At 67.8% G+C, this 22,148-nt stretch carries 24 protein-coding genes; 9 read left to right on the forward strand and 15 right to left on the reverse strand.

All coding sequences use genetic code 11. The features are described 5' to 3' along the window. Nucleotides 1-13 precede the first annotated feature (13 nt). The 9 genes from CSW60_RS02700 (at nucleotide 14) to CSW60_RS02740 (ending at nucleotide 11,548) form a co-directional block, all read left to right on the forward strand. Entirely contained in the window at nucleotides 14-2,419 is a 2,406-nt protein-coding gene (locus tag CSW60_RS02700; protein ID WP_099535792.1) for a TonB-dependent siderophore receptor, read from the forward strand. A 209-nt stretch (nucleotides 2,420-2,628) separates the two neighbouring features. After that, nucleotides 2,629-4,149 carry a replicative DNA helicase gene (locus CSW60_RS02705; protein ID WP_099535793.1) on the forward strand — a complete coding sequence of 507 codons (1,521 nt, stop codon included), beginning with the start codon at nucleotides 2,629-2,631 and terminating at the stop codon, nucleotides 4,147-4,149. 211 nt (nucleotides 4,150-4,360) lie between these two features. Next, nucleotides 4,361-5,047 (forward strand): MarC family protein, encoded by a 687-nt coding sequence (locus CSW60_RS02710; RefSeq protein ID WP_099535794.1) that lies wholly within the window; start codon nucleotides 4,361-4,363, stop codon nucleotides 5,045-5,047. A 39-nt stretch (nucleotides 5,048-5,086) separates the two neighbouring features. Beyond that, the gene (alr, locus tag CSW60_RS02715) at nucleotides 5,087-6,169 is read left to right on the forward strand and encodes an alanine racemase (protein ID WP_099535795.1); all 1,083 of its coding nucleotides are present in this window, start codon (nucleotides 5,087-5,089) and stop codon (nucleotides 6,167-6,169) included. A 71-nt stretch (nucleotides 6,170-6,240) separates the two neighbouring features. After that, nucleotides 6,241-7,623, forward strand: coding sequence for a DNA repair protein RadA (gene radA, locus CSW60_RS02720; RefSeq protein ID WP_099535796.1), 1,383 nt, complete (start codon nucleotides 6,241-6,243; stop codon nucleotides 7,621-7,623). Then, nucleotides 7,620-8,252 (forward strand): CvpA family protein, encoded by a 633-nt coding sequence (locus tag CSW60_RS02725; RefSeq protein WP_099535797.1) that lies wholly within the window; start codon nucleotides 7,620-7,622, stop codon nucleotides 8,250-8,252. The genes radA and CSW60_RS02725 overlap by 4 nt, the downstream gene beginning before the upstream one ends. Further along, nucleotides 8,249-9,751, forward strand: a complete 1,503-nt coding sequence (purF, locus tag CSW60_RS02730) for an amidophosphoribosyltransferase (RefSeq protein ID WP_099535798.1) — start codon at nucleotides 8,249-8,251, stop codon at nucleotides 9,749-9,751. Before CSW60_RS02725 ends, purF begins: the two co-directional genes overlap by 4 nt. 13 nt (nucleotides 9,752-9,764) lie before the next feature. Continuing rightward, on the forward strand, nucleotides 9,765-10,742 hold the full coding sequence (locus tag CSW60_RS02735) for a bile acid:sodium symporter family protein (RefSeq protein ID WP_099535799.1): 978 nt from the start codon (nucleotides 9,765-9,767) through the stop codon (nucleotides 10,740-10,742). Nucleotides 10,743-10,792: 50 nt separating this feature from the next. After that, entirely contained in the window at nucleotides 10,793-11,548 is a 756-nt protein-coding gene (locus CSW60_RS02740) for an SDR family NAD(P)-dependent oxidoreductase (RefSeq protein WP_099535800.1), read from the forward strand. Between the two features lie 86 nt (nucleotides 11,549-11,634). Here the strand turns inward: CSW60_RS02740 and der are convergent, their stop codons facing one another. From der to CSW60_RS02815, 15 genes are all read right to left on the reverse strand, one after another. Then, nucleotides 11,635-13,395 (reverse strand): ribosome biogenesis GTPase Der, encoded by a 1,761-nt coding sequence (der, locus tag CSW60_RS02745; protein ID WP_099535801.1) that lies wholly within the window; start codon nucleotides 13,393-13,395, stop codon nucleotides 11,635-11,637. A gap of 119 nt (nucleotides 13,396-13,514) precedes the next feature. Next, complete coding sequence (locus CSW60_RS02750; RefSeq protein WP_099535802.1) at nucleotides 13,515-14,945, reverse strand: PQQ-like beta-propeller repeat protein; 1,431 nt, start codon at nucleotides 14,943-14,945, stop codon at nucleotides 13,515-13,517. After that, nucleotides 14,942-15,703 carry a tetratricopeptide repeat protein gene (locus tag CSW60_RS02755; protein WP_099535803.1) on the reverse strand — a complete coding sequence of 254 codons (762 nt, stop codon included), beginning with the start codon at nucleotides 15,701-15,703 and terminating at the stop codon, nucleotides 14,942-14,944. Before CSW60_RS02755 ends, CSW60_RS02750 begins: the two co-directional genes overlap by 4 nt. Before the next feature lie 175 nt (nucleotides 15,704-15,878). Beyond that, on the reverse strand, nucleotides 15,879-16,706 hold the full coding sequence (gene panB, locus CSW60_RS02760) for a 3-methyl-2-oxobutanoate hydroxymethyltransferase (RefSeq protein WP_099537530.1): 828 nt from the start codon (nucleotides 16,704-16,706) through the stop codon (nucleotides 15,879-15,881). An 84-nt stretch (nucleotides 16,707-16,790) separates the two neighbouring features. After that, on the reverse strand, nucleotides 16,791-17,171 hold the full coding sequence (locus tag CSW60_RS02765) for a hypothetical protein (protein WP_099535804.1): 381 nt from the start codon (nucleotides 17,169-17,171) through the stop codon (nucleotides 16,791-16,793). After that, nucleotides 17,164-17,739 (reverse strand): RNA polymerase sigma factor, encoded by a 576-nt coding sequence (locus tag CSW60_RS02770; protein WP_099535805.1) that lies wholly within the window; start codon nucleotides 17,737-17,739, stop codon nucleotides 17,164-17,166. Before CSW60_RS02770 ends, CSW60_RS02765 begins: the two co-directional genes overlap by 8 nt. Nucleotides 17,740-17,767: 28 nt before the next feature. Next, nucleotides 17,768-18,154 carry a DUF6249 domain-containing protein gene (locus CSW60_RS02775; protein WP_099535806.1) on the reverse strand — a complete coding sequence of 129 codons (387 nt, stop codon included), beginning with the start codon at nucleotides 18,152-18,154 and terminating at the stop codon, nucleotides 17,768-17,770. A 115-nt stretch (nucleotides 18,155-18,269) separates the two neighbouring features. After that, the gene (locus CSW60_RS02780; RefSeq protein WP_099535807.1) at nucleotides 18,270-18,578 is read right to left on the reverse strand and encodes a hypothetical protein; all 309 of its coding nucleotides are present in this window, start codon (nucleotides 18,576-18,578) and stop codon (nucleotides 18,270-18,272) included. After that, nucleotides 18,575-19,090 (reverse strand): RNA polymerase sigma factor, encoded by a 516-nt coding sequence (locus CSW60_RS02785; RefSeq protein WP_099535808.1) that lies wholly within the window; start codon nucleotides 19,088-19,090, stop codon nucleotides 18,575-18,577. Before CSW60_RS02785 ends, CSW60_RS02780 begins: the two co-directional genes overlap by 4 nt. After that, nucleotides 19,090-19,515, reverse strand: a complete 426-nt coding sequence (locus CSW60_RS02790) for a hypothetical protein (protein WP_099535809.1) — start codon at nucleotides 19,513-19,515, stop codon at nucleotides 19,090-19,092. The genes CSW60_RS02785 and CSW60_RS02790 overlap by 1 nt, the downstream gene beginning before the upstream one ends. 12 nt (nucleotides 19,516-19,527) lie before the next feature. Then, on the reverse strand, nucleotides 19,528-19,710 hold the full coding sequence (locus CSW60_RS02795) for a hypothetical protein (RefSeq protein WP_236634202.1): 183 nt from the start codon (nucleotides 19,708-19,710) through the stop codon (nucleotides 19,528-19,530). Between the two features lie 47 nt (nucleotides 19,711-19,757). After that, nucleotides 19,758-20,489 carry an HAD family hydrolase gene (locus tag CSW60_RS02800; RefSeq protein ID WP_099535811.1) on the reverse strand — a complete coding sequence of 244 codons (732 nt, stop codon included), beginning with the start codon at nucleotides 20,487-20,489 and terminating at the stop codon, nucleotides 19,758-19,760. 55 nt (nucleotides 20,490-20,544) lie between these two features. Further along, the gene (locus CSW60_RS02805; RefSeq protein WP_099535812.1) at nucleotides 20,545-20,892 is read right to left on the reverse strand and encodes an ArsC family reductase; all 348 of its coding nucleotides are present in this window, start codon (nucleotides 20,890-20,892) and stop codon (nucleotides 20,545-20,547) included. Between the two features lie 64 nt (nucleotides 20,893-20,956). Continuing rightward, complete coding sequence (locus CSW60_RS02810; RefSeq protein WP_099535813.1) at nucleotides 20,957-21,529, reverse strand: 2'-5' RNA ligase family protein; 573 nt, start codon at nucleotides 21,527-21,529, stop codon at nucleotides 20,957-20,959. A gap of 6 nt (nucleotides 21,530-21,535) precedes the next feature. Next, on the reverse strand, nucleotides 21,536-21,982 hold the full coding sequence (locus CSW60_RS02815) for a DUF2147 domain-containing protein (protein WP_099535814.1): 447 nt from the start codon (nucleotides 21,980-21,982) through the stop codon (nucleotides 21,536-21,538). Nucleotides 21,983-22,148 lie beyond the last annotated feature (166 nt).

Here is a 22,148-nt window from a genome sequence, read left to right on the forward strand (position 1 = left end):
GAGGGGAATTCTCATGCGTTACAGAGCTTTGCTGCTGGCCGCCGCCTCGCTGACGGCCTTTTCCGCCACCGCCCACGCTCAGACGACGACGCCGCCGGCCGATGAGTCGACGGTCGAGCAGATCGTTGTTACCGGCTCCCGCGTCGCGCGATCGCGCCTCGACACCATCTCGCCGGTCGATGTCGTCGACAGCAAGGCGCTGACCCGCCAGGGCACGCCGGAACTGGCCCAGGCCCTGGCCAACCTCGCGCCGTCGATCGACTTTCCGCGCCCGGCCGTGACCGACGGCACCGACTCGGTGCGTCCGGCCACCCTGCGCGGCCTCGCGCCCGACCAGACCCTGGTCCTGCTGAACGGCCGCCGCGCCCACACCTCGGCCCTGGTCAACATCAACGGCTCGATCGGCCGGGGCTCGGCCCCGTTCGACCTGAACACGATCCCGACGGCGGCGCTGTCGAGCGTCGAAATCCTGCGCGAAGGCGCGGCGGCCCAGTACGGGTCGGACGCCATCGCCGGCGTCATCAACCTGCGCCTGCGCGAGGCCAGCAGCGGCGGCGGCGCTGCCGCCAGCTACGGCGTCTACAACACCAAGGTGAAGACGACCCGCGACCCGGATGGACGCAAGGCCCACGACGGCCCCGTCTACAGCGCCTCGGTCTGGCAGGGCTTCTCGCTGCCCAATGACGGCTTCCTGACCCTGACCGGCGAGTATTCGTACCGCAACCCGACCAACCGCGCCGACCTCGATCCACGCGTTACGCCCAACAAGGTCACCGGGATCTTCGGCGATCCCCAGGTCGAGACCAAGACGATCTACGCCAACTTCGGCCTGCCGCTGAACGACGCCTGGAAGCTCTATGGCCTGGCCGGCTACCAGAACCGCAAGGGGCAAAGCGCCGCCTTCCCGCGCCTCGCGGACAACAGCAACAACTACGTCTCGGTCTATCCGAACGGCTACGTCCCGAAAATCACGACCGACATCGACGACTACAACCTGGCCTTCGGCGCCAAGGGCGAGGTGGCCGGCTTCACGGTCGACGCCGGCGTCAACTACGGGAACAACAAGGTCGCCTACGGCACCATCAACTCGCTGAACGCCTCGCTCGGCCCGAGTTCGCCGACGCGGTTCAAGGACGGGTCGATGCAATACGGCCAGTGGGTGGCGAACCTCGACTTCACCCGCCCGCTGGAGCTGTTTAACTTCGCCAAGCCCAGCACCCTGGCTTTCGGCGTCGAATATCGCGACGAGAACTACAAGATCAGGGCCGGCGAAACCGCGTCGTGGGCCAATGGCGGCAATGGCAAGGGCGCCGGCGCGCAAGGCTTCCCAGGCTTCCGCCCCAGCAACGAAGTCGACGTCAACCGCAACGCCACCAGCCTCTATGCCGACCTCGATAACCAGATCACCGACAAGTTCGATGTTGATCTGGCCGTGCGCTACGAGGACTATTCCGACTTCGGCTCCACGACGACCGGCAAGATCGCCGCGCGCTACGACCTGACGGACAGCTTCGCCATCCGCGGGGCCTATTCGTCTGGTTTCCGCGCCCCGGCCCTGCAGCAGCAGTACTTCACCACCACCTCTATCAACATCATCGGCGGCGCGGCGGTGGACGTCGGCACCTTCCCGGCCACCAGCGACACCGCCAAGGTCCTGGGCTCGAAGCCGCTGGAGCCGGAGAAGTCCAAGAACTACTCGGTCGGCGCGGTCTTCCACAAAGGCCCGTTCGAGCTGACTGTGGACGCCTATCAGATCGATATCGACAACCGCATCGTGCTTTCGGAGAACATCCAGGGCTCGGCCACCGGCACGGCGACGCAACAGGCGATCTACCGCCTCCTGCAGCCGTTCGGCGTGACCACGGCGCGCTTCTTCATCAACGGCGTCGACACGCGCACCAAGGGCGTGGACGTCGTCGGTCGCTATCGCCTGGAAACCGAAGAGGCGGGCCGTTTCGACTTCACCCTGGCGGCCAACTTCAACGACACCAAGGTCAAGCGCGTGCCGACCACCAGCACGCTCTCGTCCCTGCCCGTCCCGCCGGTGCTGTTCTCGCGGGTCAATGTCGCGATCTTCGAGGAAGGCACGCCCGACAAGAAGTTCGTGGCGACCAGCGACTGGTCCAAGGGTCCGTTCAGCGCGACCCTGAAGGGCGCCTATTACGGCTCGGTGCTGGTCCCCAACTCGAACCAGGCGCTGGACTATCGCACGGGCGCCAAGTCGGTCTGGGACCTCGAGGGCCGCTACGCCTTCGCCCAGAACGTCACTTGGGCCGTGGGCGTGAACAACCTGTTCGACACCTATCCGAACAAGGCCCCGGCGGCGGTCAACACCACCGGCGTGACCGCTTTCTCCGGCTTCTCGCCCTTCGGCTTCAACGGCCGGTTCCTCTACACGCGCCTGGCCTACAACTGGTGATCCAGGGCTAGACCGCCACGCAGACGGTTGGGGCGCGGAGAGCGATCTTCGCGCCCTTTCTTTCGGCCCCTTACGTCAGGAGCGGTCGCCCGTCCAAGCCCGTGCGCTTGCACTTTCAGCGCCTCAGAACATACACAGAATATCCCCGTTCATCTGAGTCGCCGGGCCAACTCGCCCGCGCGTCGAAAGCCGCGTCGCGTTAACTTCCGATGATGTCCCTCGTACCCGCGCTCGACCTGCGTCCGCCGATCGATGAGCCCACGATCAACGTGGCGCCGCACAACATGGAAGCCGAGCAGGCGCTGCTCGGCATCCTGCTTTACGACAACGCCGCCTACGAGCGGCTGAGCGACAACCTGCAGGCGCGCTGCTTCTACGAGCCGTTCCACCAGCGCCTGTTCCAGGCCATCGAGACCCACGTCCGCAAGGGCCAGCTGGCCGAACCGATCCTGCTGGCCGACGAGTTCAAGAACGACCCGGCCTTCCAGGAGCTGGGCGGCCTGCGCTACCTGGCCGACCTCGTCGACCGCGCCCCGCCCGCCGCCAACGCCGGCGACTACGCCCGGGTGATCTTCGACCTCTCGCTGCGCCGCGAACTGATCCGCATCGGCGGAGACATCGCCACGGCCGCCCAAGGCGGCGGCGTCGACGAGAAGCGCTCGGCGCGCGACCAGATCGAGGCGGCCGAACAGCAGCTCTACAGCCTGGCCGAAAGCGGCGCGGCCTCCTCGGGCTTCGTCTCGTTCGGCGACGCCCTGCGCGGCGCGGTCGAGATGACGGCCGAAGCCTACAGCCGCGACGGCGGCATGTCGGGCATCGCCACCGACCTGATCGATCTCGACCAGAAGATCGGCGGCCTGCACCCCTCCGACTTGATTGTGCTGGCGGGCCGTCCCTCGATGGGCAAGACGGCGCTGGCGACCAACATCGCCTTCAACATCGCCAAGAAGTACGCCTACGAGATCCAGCCCGACGGCACCAAGAAGACCGTCCAGGGCGGCGTGGTGGCCTTCTACTCGCTGGAAATGAGCGCCGAACAGCTGGCCCTGCGTATGCTGGCCGACGCTTCGGGCGTGTCGGGCGACCGCCTCCGCAAGGGCGAGATCGACGCCAGCGAATTCGGCCGGGTGCGCGACGCGGCCATGGAGCTGCAGGAAGCGCCGCTCTACATCGACGCCACCGGCGGCATCTCGATCGCCAAGCTGACCGCCCGCGCCCGTCGCCTGAAGCGCCAGGTGGGCCTCGACCTGATCGTGGTCGACTACCTGCAGCTGGTCACCGGCTCGGACCTCGGGGCTAACGCCAACCGGGTGCAGGAAGTCTCGCAGATCACCATGGGCCTCAAGGCCCTGGCGAAAGAGCTGGCCTGCCCGGTCATCGCCCTCTCCCAGCTGTCGCGTCAGGTGGAAGCCCGCGACGACAAGCGGCCCCAGCTCTCCGACCTTCGGGAATCGGGCTCGATCGAGCAGGACGCCGACATGGTCTGGTTCGTGTACCGCGAGGCCTATTATGTGGGCCGCGCCGAACCGCGCGAAGGCACGCCCGAGCACCTGACCTGGCAGGAAGAGATGGATCGCCTGCACGGCCTGGCCGAGGTGATCATCGCCAAGCAGCGTCACGGCCCGATCGGCACCGTGCGCCTGTCGTTCAACAGCGACACCACGCGCTTCGGCAACCTGGCCAAGGACCACTACTTCGCCCAGGCGCGGAATATTCCGTCGGACGAATAGACGGCGGCTTTGGGTGGGGAGTGGCCATAAGGAATCCCTCTCTCCATGAGAGAGGGATTCCGGTTGGCGTCCGCTCAGGGCGGGAGCCCTCTTAACCAGCGACAGCTTCCCGCCAGCGAAAACCGGCCGCAGAAACATCAGCCCGAAAGGTTTGACGAGCCCGACCGCCTCGGGCCACGGTTGAGGTCTCTCCGAGCCTTAGACGAGTCGCATGGACTTCAGCCCCCTGCCCACCTCGAGCCTCGTCGGCGCCTTCCTGCTGGCGTTCCCGGCGCTGTTCTCGATCGTCAATCCGGTCGGGGCGTCGCTGATCTTCCACCAGGCGATGTCGGGCCGCGCGCGCGCGGAGCGGCTGAAGCTGGCGCGGCAGATCGGCTTTTACGCCTTCCTGGTGCTGCTGGGCTCGCTGCTGCTGGGCGGCTACATCCTGAACTTCTTCGGCGTCAGCCTGGGCGCCCTGCGGGTGGCTGGCGGCCTCGTCGTGGCGATCCGCGCCTGGGGGCTCCTGATGGATCCCCAGGAGAACGAGGAGCGCAAGACCAGCCAGACCGAGCCGGCCCAGAGCCACGAAGACGTGGCCTTCTTCCCGCTGACCATGCCGTTCACGACGGGGCCGGGTTCGATCTCGGTCGCGATCGCCCTCTCCTCCCAGCGTCCGACCGAGGGCGACGCGGTCGCGCCGTTCTTCATCGGCGCGGGACTCGCCGCCGCCCTGGTCGCGATCATGGTCTGGCTGCTCTACAGCGCCTCCGAGCGGGTGATGCGGATGCTGGGTCCGGCCGGCGCCCGCGTCCTCTCGCGACTGGTCGCCTTCCTGCTGCTGTGCATCGGCGTGCAGATCATCGCGTCCGGCGCCGAGAGCCTGGTGGCCAAGTTCATGGCCGCCCATCACGGCTAAACCGTTGAACCGCTGGCCTGTGTCGGCTACGCCCACCCCGTGACCGACCAACACGACGCCCGCCTGACCATCGACCTCGACGCCCTGGCCGCGAACTACGCCGCTCTGAAGGCGCGCGCGGGCGACGCGGAGGTCGCGCCGGCGGTAAAAGCCGGCGCCTACGGACTCGGCGCGGCGACCGTGGCCGACCGACTGTGGGTCGAGGGCGCGCGATCCTTCTACGTGGCCCGGCTGGCCGAGGGCGTGGCGTTGCGCGCCGCCCTGGGCGACCGTGAGGCTTCGATCTATGTGCTGGACGGCGCGACGCCCGGCGCGGGCGACGCTCTGGAAGGCGCCCGCCTGACCCCCGTGCTCAACAGCCTGCCGCAGATCGAGGCCTGGAACGCCCAGGCGCGCTCGGGCCGCCTGAAGGCCGCCCTGCACCTCGACACCGGCATGAACCGCCTGGGCCTGCGCCCGGAGGAGCTGAAGGTGCTGCTGGGCGCCACCGATCGCCTCAAGCGCCTGGACCTGGAGCTGGTCATCAGCCACCTGGCCTGCGCCGACGTTCCGGATCACCCGATGAACGTCCGCCAGCTGGAGCGCTTCACCGACGCCGTCACCCTGCTGCCCAACGCCCGCAAGAGCTTCGCCAATTCGGCCGGGCTTTTCCTGGGCGAGGCCTATCGCTTCGACCAGGCCCGGCCGGGGATCAGCCTCTACGGCGGCGGACCGGAAGGCCGGCCGCATCCAGAGATCCGCGCCGTCGCCACCGTCGAGGCCCCCATCCTGCAGGTTCGGGTCGTGCCGCGCGGCGAGACGGTCGGCTACGGCGCGACCTGGACCGCGCCCGACACCACCCGCATCGCCATCGTCGGCGCGGGCTATGCCGACGGCGTGCCGCGCTCGAGCCATCCCAAGGGCCAGGTCTGGTTCGACGGCGCCCGCCGGCCGATGCTGGGCCGCGTCTCGATGGACCTGATGGCGATCGACATCACCGACTGCGACGCGGCGCGCCCGGGGGCCATGGTCGAGTTGCTGGGCCCGAACATGCCAATCGACGACGCCGCGACGGCGGCCGGCACCACGGCCTACGAGCTGCTGACCAACATCGCTCCGCGCGCCCGGCGCATTTACCGCTGAGCCTGCGTCCGGCTTTGGCGCAGCCGCTCTCCAGCCTGTAGTCTCCACGCATCCGAGAATCAGGAGACCTCATGGCCCGCGACGGCGCCGTCTACGCCTGCCAGTCCTGTGGCGCGGTCCAGACCAAGTGGTCCGGACAATGTCCCGCCTGCCAAAGCTGGAACACCCTGGTCGAGGAGGTCGGCGCCAAGCCACCCGGCGCCCTGTCGACGACCAAGGCCACCCGCGTGCGCGGCCTGCAGTTCACGGGCCTGGAAAGCGAGACCGCCCCTCCGCCGCGCATCCTGACCGGCGTCGACGAGTTCGACCGCGTCTGCGGCGGGGGCGTGGTCCCGGGCTCGGCCATCCTGATCGGCGGCGATCCCGGCGTCGGCAAGTCCACCCTGCTGCTGCAGGTCTGCGCCAGCGCCGCCGCCCGCGGGGTCTCGTGCGCTTACATCTCCGGCGAAGAGGCCGTGGAGCAGATCCGCGGCCGCGCCGACCGCATGGGCCTCGCCAAGGCCAATGTCAGCCTGGCCGCCGAGACCGCCCTGCGCGACATCCTGGACGGCCTCAAGCGCGACAGCTTCGATCTCGTCGTCATCGACTCGATCCAGACGATGTGGAGCGACGCCCACGAGGCCGGCCCCGGCACCGTGACCCAGGTGCGCGCCTGCGCCACCGAGCTGGTGCGCCTGGCAAAAAAGAAGGGCGTGGCGATCCTCCTGGTCGGCCACGTCACCAAGGACGGCCAGATCGCCGGCCCCCGCGTCGTCGAACATCTGGTCGACGCGGTGCTCAGCTTCGAGGGCGAGCGCGGCTATCCGTTCCGCATCCTGCGCGGCGCCAAGAACCGCTTCGGCGCCACCGACGAGATCGGCGTCTTCGAGATGGGCGACGTTGGCCTGCGCGAGGTGAAGAACCCCTCGGCCCTGTTCCTCAATGAAGGCGGCGAACGCGCGGCGGGCGCGGCGGTGTTCGCCGGCATCGAGGGCAGCCGGCCCGTCCTGGTGGAATTCCAGGCCCTGGTCGCGCCTTCCGCGTACGGAACGCCGCGCCGGGCGGTGGTCGGATGGGATTCCGGGCGTCTCGCCATGGTGCTGGCCGTGCTCGAGGCCCGATGCGGCCTTGGTTTTGGCGACAAGGACGTCTATCTGAACGTCGCCGGCGGCCTGCGCATTACCGAACCGGCGGCGGATCTCGCGGCGGCGGCGGCCCTGGCCTCCTCCGCCCTGGACGTCGCCCTGCCCCAGGACTGCGTCGTGTTCGGCGAGGTCAGTCTGTCGGGCGAAGTCAGGCCTGTCAGCCGGATGGAGACTCGTTTGAAGGAAGCCGCGAAATTGGGATTTGGCCGGGCGCTGGGACCGCTCGCCGGCCTGCCTGAGGGCGGCGGATCGTTGCCGGTCGCGGGCGTGGCCCGCCTGACCGACGCCGTGCGCCGGATCGGCGACGAGATCTGGACGAGCCTGACGTGACGCCTTTCGACATCATCGCCGGCCTGCTGCTGCTGATCTCGGGCGTCACCGGCTGGCTGCGCGGCGCCTCGCGCGAGCTGACCTCGGCCCTGTCGTTCCTGTTCGCCGCCGCCATCGCGCTGTTTGGCCTGCGGATCACCGGACCGCTGTTCCGCAAGCTCATGGACCCCGATTGGGCCGCCACCGGCGCGGCCGTCCTGGTGGTCTTCGTCGTGTTTTTCCTGATCTTCCGCCTGATCGGCGCCCAGGTCACCGCCAAGCTGCAGGAGAGCTCGGCCGGCGGGACCGCGGACAACGCCATCGGCGCGACGTTTGGCCTGGTTCGCGCCTGCGTGATGCTGGGCGTCTTCAACCTCTTGCTGCACCTGGCGACGCCGCCGGATCGGATGCCGCACTGGGTCGAGGACTCGATGTTCTACCCGCTGTCCGAAGTCAGCGGCAAAGCGCTCAAGGTCTTCGCCCCCAAGGGCAAGGCCCTGGCCGGCAAGCTGGCCCCCGCGATCAAGGACGCCGTCCACGAGGGCGCCGAGGACGGCGGCGACAATACGTCCGGCGAGGAATCGTCGGGAAAAGGCTATGATAGGAACCAGCGTCGGGATCTCGACGATCTGGTGGAGAAATCGCGATGACCTTCCTGGGCCAGTCGACCGACCGCTATTCGTCCGCACCCTGGCGGGATCCCGAGGACGACACGCTGCGCCTCGAATGCGGCGTGTTCGGCGTCTTCGGCGTCCGTGACGCGGCGGCCATCGCGGCCCTGGGCCTGCACGCCCTGCAGCACCGCGGCCAGGAAGCCTGCGGCATCGCCGCCTTCGACGGCAACCGCTTCCATACCGAACGCCACATGGGCCATGTCGGCGACGCCTTCACCGGCGCCGACCTCGTCCAGCGCCTGCCGGGCGCCCTGGCTATCGGCCACACTCGCTATTCGACGGCCGGCGGCGCGGGCATCCGCAATGTTCAGCCGATGTTCGCCGATCTCGAGACCGGCGGCGTCGCCATCGCCCACAACGGCAACCTGACCAACTTCCTGACCCTGCGCGAGCGCCTGGTTCAGGAAGGCGCGATCTTCCAGTCCACCTCGGACAGCGAGGTGATCCTTCACCTGATCGCCCGCTCGCGGAAGGCCAAGATCGTCGACCGCTTCGTCGACGCCGTCAGCCAGATCGAGGGCGGCTACGCCCTGGTGGCCATCACCAACAAGAAGATGATTGGCATGCGCGACCCGCTGGGCATCCGCCCGCTGGTCCTGGGCGACCTGGACGGCAAGCCGGTCCTGGCTTCGGAAACCTGCGCCCTCGACATGATCGGCGCCCGCTTCGTGCGCGACGTCGAGCATGGCGAGATGGTGGTGATCGAGGAGACCGGCGTCACCTCGACCAAGCCCTTCCAGACTAAGGCCGCACGGCCCTGCGTCTTCGAATACGTCTACTTCGCCCGTCCCGACAGCGTCGTGAACGGTCGCTCGGTCTATGGCGTGCGCAAGCGCATGGGCCGCAACCTGGCCAAGGAGACCGGCGTCGCGGCTGACGTCGTGGTGCCGGTGCCCGACAGCGGCGTCCCGGCCGCCCTCGGCTTCGCCCAGGAGAGCGGCATCCCGTTCGAGATGGGCATCATCCGCAACCACTATGTGGGCCGCACCTTCATCCAGCCGACCCAAGGCGTGCGCGAGCTGGGCGTGCGCATGAAGCACAGCCCCAACCGCGCCGTCCTGGCCGGCAAGCGCGTGGTGCTGATCGACGACTCGATCGTGCGCGGCACGACCTCGCTCAAGATCGTGCGCATGGTCCGCGAGGCCGGCGCGACGGAGGTCCACCTCCGCTCGGCCAGCCCGCCGATCAAGTGGCCCGACTTCTACGGCATCGACATGCCCGAGCGCGAGCAACTGCTGGCGGCCAACAAGTCGCTGGAAGAGATGGCCAAGTTCCTGGAAGTCGACAGCCTGGGCTTCCTGTCGGTCGAGGGCCTGTATGACGCCCTGGAGGCCGGTCCCCGCGACCCGGCCGCGCCCCAATTCACCGATCACTACTTCACCGGCGACTATCCGACCCGCCTGACGGACCGCGAGATCGCCGAAGGCCGCAACGAAGCCAACGACAAGCAGCTGTCGCTGCTGGTCAGCGCTTAGAAACTCCGCCCGCATGGGTCTGAAGGGTCTGCTCGAGAAGCTGAAGCTCGAGCCCTATGTGATCGCCCTGTTCGGCATGGTCGTGCTGGCCTCGATCCTGCCGGTGCGGGGCGAGGCCGCGCATGGGCTGTCGATCGTCGTCAAGCTGGCGATCGCTCTGCTGTTCTTCCTGCATGGCGCCAAGCTGTCGCGGGAGTCGGTCGTGGCGGGCGTCACGCACTGGCGCCTGCACCTGCTGATCCTGGCTTTCACCTTCGTGATGTTCCCGGTTCTGGGCCTGGTCATCAGCAAGATCGGCGTGCTGCCGCCGACGCTGGCGGCGGGGATTCTCTTCCTGTGCTGCCTGCCCTCGACCGTACAGTCGTCGATCGCCTTCACCTCGATCGCGCGCGGCAATGTCGCCGCCGCCGTCGTGGCGGCCAGCGCCTCGAACCTGTTCGGCATCTTCATCACGCCCGTGCTGGTCGGGATCCTGATGCATACCCAAGGCGGCGCGGCGGGCGGCTGGCATTCGGTGCGGGACATCGTCGTCCAGCTGCTGCTGCCGTTCATCGCCGGCCAGTTGGCGAGGCCGCTGGTCAGCGCCTGGATCACCAAGCACAAGGGCCTGATCGGCTATGTCGATCGCGGCTCGATCCTGTTGGTCGTCTATTCGGCCTTCAGCGAGGCCGTGGTCGGCGGCATCTGGCACAAGATCTCGCCCGCTCAGCTGGTGATCCTGCTGGTCGTCAACGGCGTGCTGCTGGCGATCGTGCTGGCGGCCACGACGTTTGGCGCGCGCGCTCTGGGCTTCTCACCCGAGGATGAGCGCGCGATCACCTTCTGCGGCTCGAAGAAGAGTCTCGCCACCGGCGTGCCGATGGCCGGCATCCTTTTCCCGGGCCCGACCGCCGGGATCATCGTCCTGCCACTGATGATCTTCCATCAGATCCAGCTGATGGCCTGTTCGGTCATCGCTCAGCACTACGCCAAGCAATCCAAGGAAGCTTAAGGGCTGATCGCGGTTTTACGTTTTCCGCCCTCTGCTCTAGAACCCGCGCCATGACTATCGACTCCCAAAAGCCGCTGGCCGGCCGCATCGCCCTCGTCACCGGCGCCACGCGCGGCATTGGCGAGGCGGTCGCCCTGGGCCTGGCCAAGGCCGGCGCCCACGTGATCGCTGTCGGGCGCACCCAAGGCGCCCTGGAAGCCCTGGACGACGCCATCCTGGCCGCCACCGGCGAACGCGCGACCCTGGTCCCGCTGGACCTGCGCGAGCCCGATGGCCTCGATCACCTGGGCGCGGCGATCCACCAGCGTTGGGGCAAGCTCGACATCCTGGTCGGCGCGGCCGCCCTGCTCGGCCCGCTCACCCCCGTCAGCCATCTGGAGCCCAAGGGCTGGGACATGGTGCTGAGCACCAACCTGACGGCCAACTGGCGGCTGATCCGTTCGATGGACCCGCTGCTGCGCGCCTCGGACGCCGGCCGCGCCCTGTTCTTCTCCAGCAGCGTCGCCCGCACCCGCCCGGCCTTCTGGGGCGTCTATGCGGCCACCAAGGCGGCGCTGGAGGCTCTGGTCGATGTCTATGCCGACGAGACCGAGAACACGCCGATCCGCGCCTTCTGCGTCGATCCCGGCGCCATGCGCACCAGGATGCGCGCCGGCGCCTTCCCGGGCGAGGATCCCCAGACGGTGCCCGCGCCGGAGACGATCGTCCCGTTCATCGTGGATCTGGTCCGCCCTGATCGCGAGGCGCCGAAGGGCGTCGTGCGCTTCAAGGAGCGCGGTCAGGAGTCACCCAGCGTCGACGCCTGACGCGCTCCAAGTGCATGAAGATGGAGCCTATTTAGCTGGTTTAGATGGTTCCATCTAAACCAGACAGGCTCTAGGCGCTCAAAGCCCTACCGCCCTTTCGGACGGCCAGGCCCGGTGTTGCCGCGCACGGTCCGCGAACCGGCCGCGGGACGACGCGGCGCGCCCGCCTTGCCGCCCGCCGTCTTGACGCCGACCTTGTAGCTGGGCGTCGTCGAGACCTTCTTCTGGACGCGCGGGCCCTTGGCCTTGACCGACTTGACGGCGGCCTTGCCGGGTTCGGACGCCGCGTCCGCGGGCTTGGCCGCGACCGTCGGCCCCTTCTTCTTCACGGGCTTCACCGCCGCCTTGCCCGGATCGGGCAAACCGGCAGCCTCGGCGGCCTTGGCCGCGGCTTCAGCCGCCAGGCGCTTGGACTTCTTGACCGTGTTGCGCGAGGCGCGGATGCGCTCCTCCTCGCGCTCGCGACGCTCGAACTCGCGCTTGCCGCGACCGCTGTGGCCCTTGGCCTCGCCCTCGGCATAGGGGTTGGCGCCCGACTTGACGGTGATGCGCAGCGGCACGCCCGGCAGGTCGAAGCTTTCGCGCAAGCTGTTGACCAGATAGCGGCGATAGTGGTCCGGCATCTGGTCGGCGCGGCTGGAGAACAGCACGAACGTCGGCGGACGCGCCTTGGTCTGGGCCATGTATTTAGGCTTCACGCGCTTTCCGTTCACGGCGGGCGGCGGGTGACGTTGCATGGCCATCTGCAGCCAGTCGTTCAGGTCGCGGGTCTTGACCTTGGTCGACCAGTCGCGGTGCGTCTTGATCACCGCCGGCATCAGCTGGTTGATGCCCTTGCCGGTCTCGCCCGACAGCGCCACGACCGGCGCGCCGCGCAGCTGCGGCAGCATGCGTTCGGCGTGTTCGCGGAAGGCGACCAGTTGGGCCTGCGGATCCTCGATCAGGTCCCACTTGGCCAGCACGAACACCAGCGCCCGCCCTTCCCGCTCGGCCAGGTCGGCGATCTGCAGGTCCTGGATCTCGAACGGGTGCGTGGCGTCCATCACCAGCAGCACCACCTCGGCGAAGGTGATGGCGCGGATGGTGTCGGCGGTCGACAGCTTCTCAAGCTTGTCCTGGACCTTGGCCTTGCGGCGCAGGCCCGCGGTGTCCACGAGGCGAATCTTGCGGCCGTCCCACTCCCAGTCGACCGAGATGGAGTCGCGGGTGATGCCGGCCTCCGGGCCGGTCAGCAGGCGATCCTCGCCCAGCAGGCGGTTGACCAGGGTCGATTTGCCGGCGTTCGGGCGGCCGATGATGGCGATGCGGATCGGCTTGGTGTCGTCGTCCTCGTCGTCCTCTTCGACCTCGTCCTGGGGCTCGTAGGCGGTCAGGGCGGCGTAGAGCTCGGCCATGCCTTCGCCGTGCTCGCCCGAGATCGGGATCGGCTCGCCCAGGCCCAGGCGGAAGGCTTCGCCAATGCCGGCCTCGCCCGCCTTGCCCTCGGCCTTGTTGGCCGCGACGATCACCGGCTTGTCGCGCCTGCGCAGGATCGCGGCGAACACCTCGTCCAGCGCCGTGACGCCCTCGCGGCTGTCGAACACGAACAGCGAGACGTCGGCTTCCTCGATCGCGGCCTCGGTCTGGGCGCGCATCCGCGCCTCGAGGCTGCTGTCGTCCACGTCCTCGAAGCCGGCGGTGTCGATCAGTTCCAGTTCGAGGTCGCCCAGGCTGCCCGAGGCGTAGCGGCGGTCGCGCGTGACGCCCGGCTGGTCGTCGACGATGGCCAGCTTCTTGCCGGCCAGACGATTGAACAGCGTGGACTTGCCCACATTCGGGCGGCCGACGATGGCGAGTTTCAAAGGCATAGGCGTCCAGTAGTCGATTTTGGCCCTCTTCGCAAAAGCGAAGGCCCGGGCCGGCTCTCACCGTCCCGGGCCCGAAGGCGTTTGATTGTCTTTCCGGCCCGTCGAATTGGGCCGAAGGATCAGCGGATGGCGACCAGTTCGGCGTCGTCCGTGACCACGTAGATCATGTCGCCCACCGCGATCGGGTTGATCAGGACGGGCGAGCCGATCTTCAGGGTCTTTTCCTTGGCGCCGGTCTTGGCGTTCAGCGCCACGGCCTCGCCTTGGCTGGACACCGTGATCAGGCGGCCGTTGGCCAGGATCGGCGTCGACCACAGGATCGGGTGCTTGGCGCGCTTCTTCTTCTGCTTCTTGGTCAGGGCCTCGGTGTTGTTGAGATCCTGGATCCAGTAGACCGAGCCGCTTTCGCGCGAGACGCAGATCACCTGGCCGGCCTTGTCGACGACATAGACGACGTCGCCGGCGACCCACGGGGTGGTGATGCCGGTGACGGGCAGGCTCCAGCGGGCCTGGCCGGTGCGCAGGTCGGTGGCCGCGAAGACGCCCGAGTGGCTGACCGCGAAGACGTCGCCCTTGTAGATGACCGGACGGCCCGGGATGTCCCGGATCTCCGACAGGGCGTTGGTGCGGCTGGCGCGGCTCAGGGCCTCGCTCCACAGGTCGTTGCCGTTGGCGGCGCGCAGGGCCACCAGTTCGCCCGAGGCGAAGCCGGCCACCACGGTGTCGCCGCTGACGGCGGGGGTCGAGGCGGCCAGGATGCGCGCGGGCTCGCTAAGGGCCTGATAGGTCCAGCCCGGCGCGCCGGTGGCGGCGTCGAAGGTCAGGAGTTCGTTGTCGGTCGAAACCACGAAGACGCGGCCGTCGACGACAGTCGGGGCGGCGTGGATCGGAGTCGACGCCTGCTGGGTCCAGCCGAGGTTTCCGCTGGCGGCGTCGATCTGGGCCACAAAGCGGAAGCCCGAGGCGACGTACAGCTTGTTGTCCGTCCCCAAGGCCAAGCCGCCGCCGAAGCCCAGGCGATCGTTCTTCTTGGGAATCAGGCCCAGGAAGCCGCCCTTCTTGGTCGGACCGGCGGCCGGGCGCAGATCCTTATGCCAGACGGTCGAGCCGGTCTTGGCGTCCAGCGCCGAAACCGTGGCCGCGCCGTCCATCACATAGATGCGGTCGCCGGCCGAGACCGGCGGGGCGGTGACGTGGAACGTGCGGCCGCCCTTCTTGCCGAAGCCGCGCTTCCAGGCGACCTCGAAGGCCTTGCCCGCGTCGACGTGCTCGATCGACTGCTCGGCGTTGCCGCCCGGCAGGCGCCATTCGGTCTGGACGACCGGGTCGGGCAGGAAAAAGTCCGCGCCCTTCAGCGACTCATTGGCCTCGACCTTCTGGTCGAAAGCGATGATCGAGATCCGCTGGCCTTGGCTGGCGGTGCTCTTGTTCTTCTCGCTCTTATCGAACGGATTGAGCTTGGAGACCGTCGAGCAGCCGCTGACGGCCACCGAGGCCGACATCAGCGCCACCAGGGCGACGGAACGCTTGGACATCATCAGGCGGCTCATTGGGCGGCGTTGGGGGCGGCGTTCGGAGCCGCGGCGGGCGGAATCTGGCCCATGGGCGGCATGGCGGGCAGGCTGGCGGCGGCTTTCACCGCGGCGGCCAGATCCTTGGCCGTGCCCGAGTCGATCAGCTGCATCGCCGCCTGGGCGCGCTGGCGCACTTCTTCAGACGTATTGTCGAGCGAATTGGCGAGCACGACGAAGTCGCCGCGCGCGCCGGCGACGTCGCCGGCTTGCAGCTTGGCGAAGGCCAGCGCCTCCTTGGCGTACACGCGGTACGGGCTCTTTTCCCCCGCCAAAGGCGTCAACCTCGCTTCGATGTCCTTGTAGGACGCGGTGTCCATCAGGGCGAAGGCGGATTTGAGGCGGGCCAGATCACCGAGGATGGGGTCGGGCGCGGCCTTGGCGGCCTCGTCGAAATAGGCGACGGCCTCCTTGGTCTTGTTTTCTTCGATGCGGATGTCGCCCATCTGCAGCAGCGCCAGGGCCTTGTAGCCGCGCGCGCCGCCGTCGGCGACGGCCTTGAACTGGCCGAACGCCTTGTCCGGGCCGGCCTTCTGGGCGGTCTCGAGCGCGGCTTGATAAGCTTCCGAGGCCTTGTCGGCCTGACTGGTCTGATAGGACTTCCAGCCCCAGTAGCCGCCGACGCCGATCACCGCCGCTACGACCGCCGTCGCGACCCACGGCAGCGACTTGACGGCGAGCGACTGATAACGCTCCGCCCGAAGCTGTTCTTCGACTTCGTCAAAAACATCGACCACGAAACGAGGCTCCGAAAACAGGCGCTAGGACCAAAGGACGTCGCGCACGAACCCGGCCGACATCGCTGGTTTAAGACAGATTGTGGCGGGCGAAGGGCCGCCAGCCGAGGCGGCGAACCTATAGCGTGCCGCGCCCTGCCGCAACGCCCGCCGGACGGCGATCGATCCGTAAGGCTCAGGCCTTCTTCGCGTAGTAGGTCTCGGCCTCGCCCGGGAAGCTGCGATCCTGAACATCGCGGGCGTATTGGGCGGCGGCGCGCTGGATTTCGCCCTTCAGGTCGGCGTAGCGGCGGACGAACTTGGGGGTCCAGTCGAACAGGCCCAGCATGTCGTCGACGACCAGCACCTGGCCGTCGCAGGCGGCCGAGGCGCCGATGCCGATGGTCGGGACGCTGACGGCCTCGGTCACCTCGCGGGCCAACCCTTCGGCCACGCCCTCGACCACGATCGCGAAAGCGCCGGCCTCGGCGGTCAGGCGCGCTTCCTCAAGCACCTTGGCGCGGCCCGCCTCGTCCTTGCCCTTGGCCTTGAAGCCGCCTTCCAGCAGCACGGCCTGAGGACGAAGGCCGACGTGACCCATGACCGGCACGCCGCGTTGGGTGAGATAGGCGATCGTCTCGGCCACGGTCGGGCCGCTCTCGACCTTCACCGCCTGGGCGCCGGTCTCCTTCATGATCCGCACGGCGTTGGCGTAGGCCTCCTCGTGCGAGCCCTCGTACGAGCCGAACGGCATGTCGATCACCACCATGGCCTTGCGCGAGCCGCGCATAACGGCCTGGCCGTGCAGGATCATCATGTCCAGAGTCACGCCGACCGTATTGGGCAGGCCATGGACGACCATGCCGACGGAATCGCCGACCAGGAGCACGTCGCAGGCGTCGTCCAGAGCGGCGGCCACGGGGGCCGTATAGGCGGTCAGGCAGACGATCGGCTTGCCGCCCTTGCGAGCGGCGATGTCGGGGGCGGCCAGACGGCGAACCGTCTCTTCACGGTGAGCGGACAGGACCAACGCTCCTCAAGCAACGCGATTGGGCGCCGTTTGTGGGCCGGATCGCGCCGCGCCGCAACATGAACAGTGATAAGCCGCTTAAAGCTCCTCGACGATACGCGTCACCGCGAAGGCCAAGGCCACCACCGCCAGAGCCGCCGCGAGCCAGACGGCTTCGGCGCTAGCTGGCGTGGTCAGCACCGAATTGATCTTGGCGACACCGGCGCTGTACTCGGTCTCCAGGCTGTGGCCGCTGTTGCGCGACAGCTGAGCGATCTCCGCGGAAAAACGCGTCGACAGGATCTGGAACGCGCCAAACAGGCCCGCCACGGTTCCCGCCCCGCCGATGAACAGGCGACGCATCGCCCAGCCGCGATCCAGCTTGGCCGCCACCTCTGCGTTGAACAGCGCCGCGTCTTGGAACGCCGGCGGTTCGGCGAACAGTCGAGTCAGTTGGGCTTCGAAATCGGGTTCAGCCATGAGCTTCCCTCCTCGCCCCCTCATCGGGCCGGGCGAGCTTCGCCCGGAGTTTATCCAGACCACGTTTGACATGGGATTTGACCGTGCCAATGGGAATGTTCAAGGCCTCGGCCGCCTCGCCGTGGGACCAGTCGGCCCCGTAGCAAAGCGACACGCACAGCCGCTCGCCGCGCGAGAGCGCCTTCAGCGCATCGTCCAGATCGATGCGGCTGGCGGCGTCGCCCGAAGCGTCCCGACTTCCCAGCTCCTCGACCGGCTCGACCGCATCCGAGAAGATCAGCCGCGCCTCGCGCTTGACCTTCTTCAGATAGAGTCGGGCGGCGATCTTCTTGATCCAGCCGGCGAAGGTCCCCTCGCCCCGGAACTCGGCCACCTGCTCGAAGCCCGTGATGAAGGCGTCCTGAGCCAGATCGTCGGCCGTCGCGGAGTCGGCGCCCAGCCGCCGCAGCAGGCCGCGCACGGCCGAGCCGTGACGCCGAACCAGCTCTCCGTAGGCCTGGCGATCGCCTCCCGCCGCCTTGGCGGCGAGCTCGACGTCGTGACCGGTTGGCGGGCTTTGCGCGCCCATGGTTTCAAGCCCCTCCCAAGGCTGCGGGCTAGACCCGCGGCTCCTTGTTCGGATTGAAGAAGCTGAGGACGATATAGGCGACGCCGATCACGGCGGGGATGCTGGCGATGCCGAACCCGTCGAAATCGTCGCCCCCGTGGATAAAGTCGCCGAAATAGGTGGCCAAGCCTACGCCAACGCCCACCGCCAGCCAGATGACGCCGGTGCGCAGGTCGCGCAGACGGCTCGGCGGCAGCTTCACGCTCTTGGTCAGGGTTTCGATGACCTCGGGCGGCAGAGGCTGGCCTTTGTCGATGGCGGCGCGGATCGTCGCCTGCATCTCCTGGCGCTCCTTGCTCTTGAAGTAGAAGGGCAACACGACGATCGCGACGACCATGGCGAAGGCGCCGATCGGGACGATGATTTCAGGACCCATGACTTATCCTCCAGACTTTCGTGGAGCGACGCCCCCGCGCCGCCTTCACTGGTAAGAGGCGCTCACGGTCTCGTTTGGAGGCGCCCGACGGGATGAAACTTTCGTAAGGCGAATTTCAGTCCGCGGAGAAGTCCTCGCGGGCCCAGACCCCGGGCGCGCCCAGCATCAGAATCGCCGCGACGAAGGTCAGCACCGCCGCGGTGGAAGCAAGGCTCGTCGCAAAGGTCGAAACCGCTTGGTTCAGGGCGGGAGCGCAAGCCCATAGGACCAGCGCCAAGACCACAGCCCCAACCGCCCCCGTCGCCAACCGCGCCAGGAAAGCCCGCCGCTGGGCCCGCTTCATTACTTCGAGCGTGAAGAGATCCGCGCGACTCTGCTTGGGCGTCTCACCCAGGAAGGCCGACAGTTGATCATCCAGGCTCATGACGCGCCTCCCAGAACCGACAGCAGCCGCTCGCGGCCACGGGTAACATGCGATTTGACCGTGCCGAGGGGAAGCCCCAGCGCTTCGGCCGCCTCGGCGTGCGACCAGCCTTGCCCCAGGCAGAGGGTTACACAAGCCCGCTGGTCCTCGGGCAAGGTCGCCAGCGCCGCCTCGAGCGCCAGGCGATCCTCGGCCGCGACGTCGGTGGCGGCCTCGAGTTCCTGTTCGCCCCGCCAGGCCTCGTCCCGCGCCGCCGCGCGCTGGGCGCCGCGCCTTTGGGACAAGGCTTTTTTCCACGCGACGCCGTAGAGCCAGGCCCGAAAGCCGTCGTCGGCGCGCAACTTGTGGAGCCCCGCCCACGCCGCCACGAAGGCTTCCTGGGCGATGTCGTCGGCGTCGATCCAGCCACTCTTGCGCAGAAAGCCGCGCAGAGGCCGTTCATGGATCGCCACCAGACGAGCGAAGGCGGCCTGGGACCCCGCGCGCGCCTGCTTGACGAGCGCGGCGTCCATCAGACGGTCGGACCGTTCCGATCCAGCAGGACCTGGACCAGGGTGGCCGCGCAGATCGAGCCGAGGACGAACGCCACGATCGTGAAGGCCTCGCCGGCTCCGTAGATGTTGTTTGCGGCGGCGAAGGCGAAGCCGCTGCTAAGCAGACCGAACAACACCACGCGATACCAGCCGCGCTCGCGGCGCCGGCGATAGCGGAAGCCAACACGGTCGCCATCACCATCGTCCTCGCAGCGACGCCATGGCGCATTCAGCTTGGCGAGCAGCTCCGGCGGCGGCTCACGGCCAGCGGCGGCGTAGGTCTTGATGAGGTCCAGCATCTCCTGGTTGGCCCGATAGTCGAGCCAGTTCCTCCAGGCGCCGAACGCGAATCCGGCCAGCGGGAACAGCAGCCACCAGAACTGTTGGAAAAGCTCCACGAACATCGTCGCCTCCGTCTAGCGGTGCAACTGCGCCAGCAGCGCGGCCGAAGGCTCCTGGCCCTTGGCGGCCAGATCACGGAGCACGTCGATCACCTCGCGGCGGGCGCGGTAGTTGAGCCAGGCGCGAAAAGCGCCCAAGGCCATGAAGCTCATGGGGAACATGAGCCACCAGAAGTCGCGGAACAGGTCGTAGGCCATGGCCTTCATCCCTTCGATAGCAGCGCGTTCATCCGCGCTCTCGAAGGTTAGTCGCCGCCGCCTCGCGCTTCGGATGCGGCCACGAACGAAATAATTTCGGACATCGAGTTGAACGACACCGTCGGACGGTGCTCGGCCAGGATCGAGGGCTTGGCGTAGCCCCAGCCGACGGCGCCGCAGTCGAGGCCCACGGCCCGGGCGGCTTCGATATCGCGCGTCTCGTCGCCGATGCAGATCACCTTGTCGCGCGAGACGCCGCGCGCCGTGACCTGCTTGAACTTGCGAGCCTTGCCAAACAGCGACGCGCCGCAGGCGTAGAGGCTGATGAGGTCCGCCAGTTCAGGTCCCAGCACCCGGCGAATGACGTCTTCGCTGTTGGAGCTGACCACCGCGATCTTGACGCCGGCTTCGTGCAGGGCGCGCAGCATCTTGGCGGTTTCGGGGAACAGTGGGATCGTATGGGCGTCGGCGGCCATCAATTTCTTGCCGGCGCGCGCGATTAGCGGAAGCTTCCAGGGCGAGACGCCCAGATAGCGGATCACCTCGCGCGTGCTGCGCCCGCGCAGCATCTCGATCTCTTCGTCGGTGACGGTCTTGAAGCCATAACGGCGCGCCATCGGATTGACGGCGCGCATCATCCACGCGGCGCTGTCGGCCAGCGTTCCGTCGAAGTCAAAGATGACCAGTTCGTACCGCGAGACGCCGTTCTCCCCCACTCGTTCAAAGTCCCCCTTGAGCGCCGCGACGTCGCGACCGTTCTCCCCAAGTGATAGACCGATCTCCGAAAGCTTGTCGTCTTAAACTTGCTCCGACGCGCGTCGAAGCCCGATCAATCTAGCCCAGCGCGGACTCATAGAGATCCGGCTTGAAGCCGACCAAACGCCGGCGTCCCAGATCCAGGACCGGACGCTTGATCATCGAAGGATTGGCCAGCATCAGGCCGATCGCCTTTTCCCGGTCGATCCCTTGCTTGTCGGCGTCGTCGAGCTTGCGAAACGTCGTCCCCGCGCGATTGAGCAGCGGCTCCCAGCCCAACTCGTCGACCCAGGCCTCCAGGCGAGGACGGTCGATCCCGGAGGCCTTGTAGTCGTGGAAGACGTAGGCCTGCCCTCGGTCCTCCAGCCACTTGCGGGCCTTGGCGACCGTGTCGCAGTTCTTGATGCCATACATCGTCAGGGTCATGGCCGTTATCCTCGGCGAATCCGCGTCGCCCATGGCCTAGATGAGCCGAGCCGTGACGCCAACCTCAGCCGGTGAGAACCCAGCTCTTGAGCACGATGTGACGGGTCTGGCCCAGCTTGCTCTGGACAAGGACAAAGCGATCGATCGTCCATCGGATCGGCGCGATGGCCTGGGCTGGAACGACCTGGCCGTCATACTGCAGCGTCACATGCGGAACGAAGGCCTTGTCCGGCTTCAGGCCGACCTTGGCCATCTCCAGTCCCAGCCGTTGCTGGAAGCCGACCAGGGCGTCGAGACCCGCGCCGGCCTGCAGCGTGAAGGGATTGTTCCCTGGACGATTGGCGAAGCTCATCGCGCGATCGAGGACGACCTCGAACGGCGCGGCGCTGACGCCCAGGCCCGCCGCCTCGCCCTTCCGCACGATCTCGGCGGGAAGACCCACATAGTCGCCCAGGTGATGCAGGGTGACGTGGAAGCGGTCCGTCTGCAGCGGCTGACCGCGCAGACCGAGCGCCTCGCGCAACCGCCGGGCCTCTTCTCCGATCCGCTCGGCCGTGGCCGCGTCCGGATATAGCAGGAACATCAGCCGATCGGTCGGCGTCGGCGGGTCGAAACCCGGCAAACCCAGTTGTGTCATGAAGGCCTAGGACGCCCGCGCGGCGGTTTCGACGCGGGTCCAGACCTGCGACTTGCAGAGGAAGTTCGGCAGCAGACAGCCTTTGGCGCGCAGGGACGCGCGGCTCAGCAGGCGCACCTGGCCCGAGAAGGTCATGTTCAGGTCAGGCACGAACACCCGCCCCTTCCAGTCCACCGGACCGCTCGGCGAGAAATCGCGAAGCAGCTGCATGCCGACCAGTTCGCGATTGCTGCCCTTGCGGACGTCGGCCTGGGCTTCGGCGTTGGCCCAGACCACGTTGCCGCAGGTGCCCTCGCCGCAAGGCTTGATCTCGATGTGGACGCTGCCCTTCGGGTTGCTCCAGACGCCGTAGATGTCGCCCGCCCGCGGCGGCGAAGGATCGGCGGCCCAGGCCCCCTGCGCGCTCGCGAAGGCCAATCCCAGGATCGCAAATCCCAACGCCACTCGGTTCATCCTGACCTATCCTTCCACCCGTCTGGGCGACAAAGAGAAACATGCCGACAACATGGAGCGGCTCGCGCTCAACGCCTATATCGCCCCTTCGTTTTTTCCAGAGTCGAATTGAACGTCCCGCCATAACGCCTCAGCGGCTATTCGGATCGGGGGCCGGGTCCAGCGC

The organism is Caulobacter sp. X (assembly GCF_002742635.1).
Classification (GTDB): Bacteria; Pseudomonadota; Alphaproteobacteria; order Caulobacterales; family Caulobacteraceae; genus Caulobacter.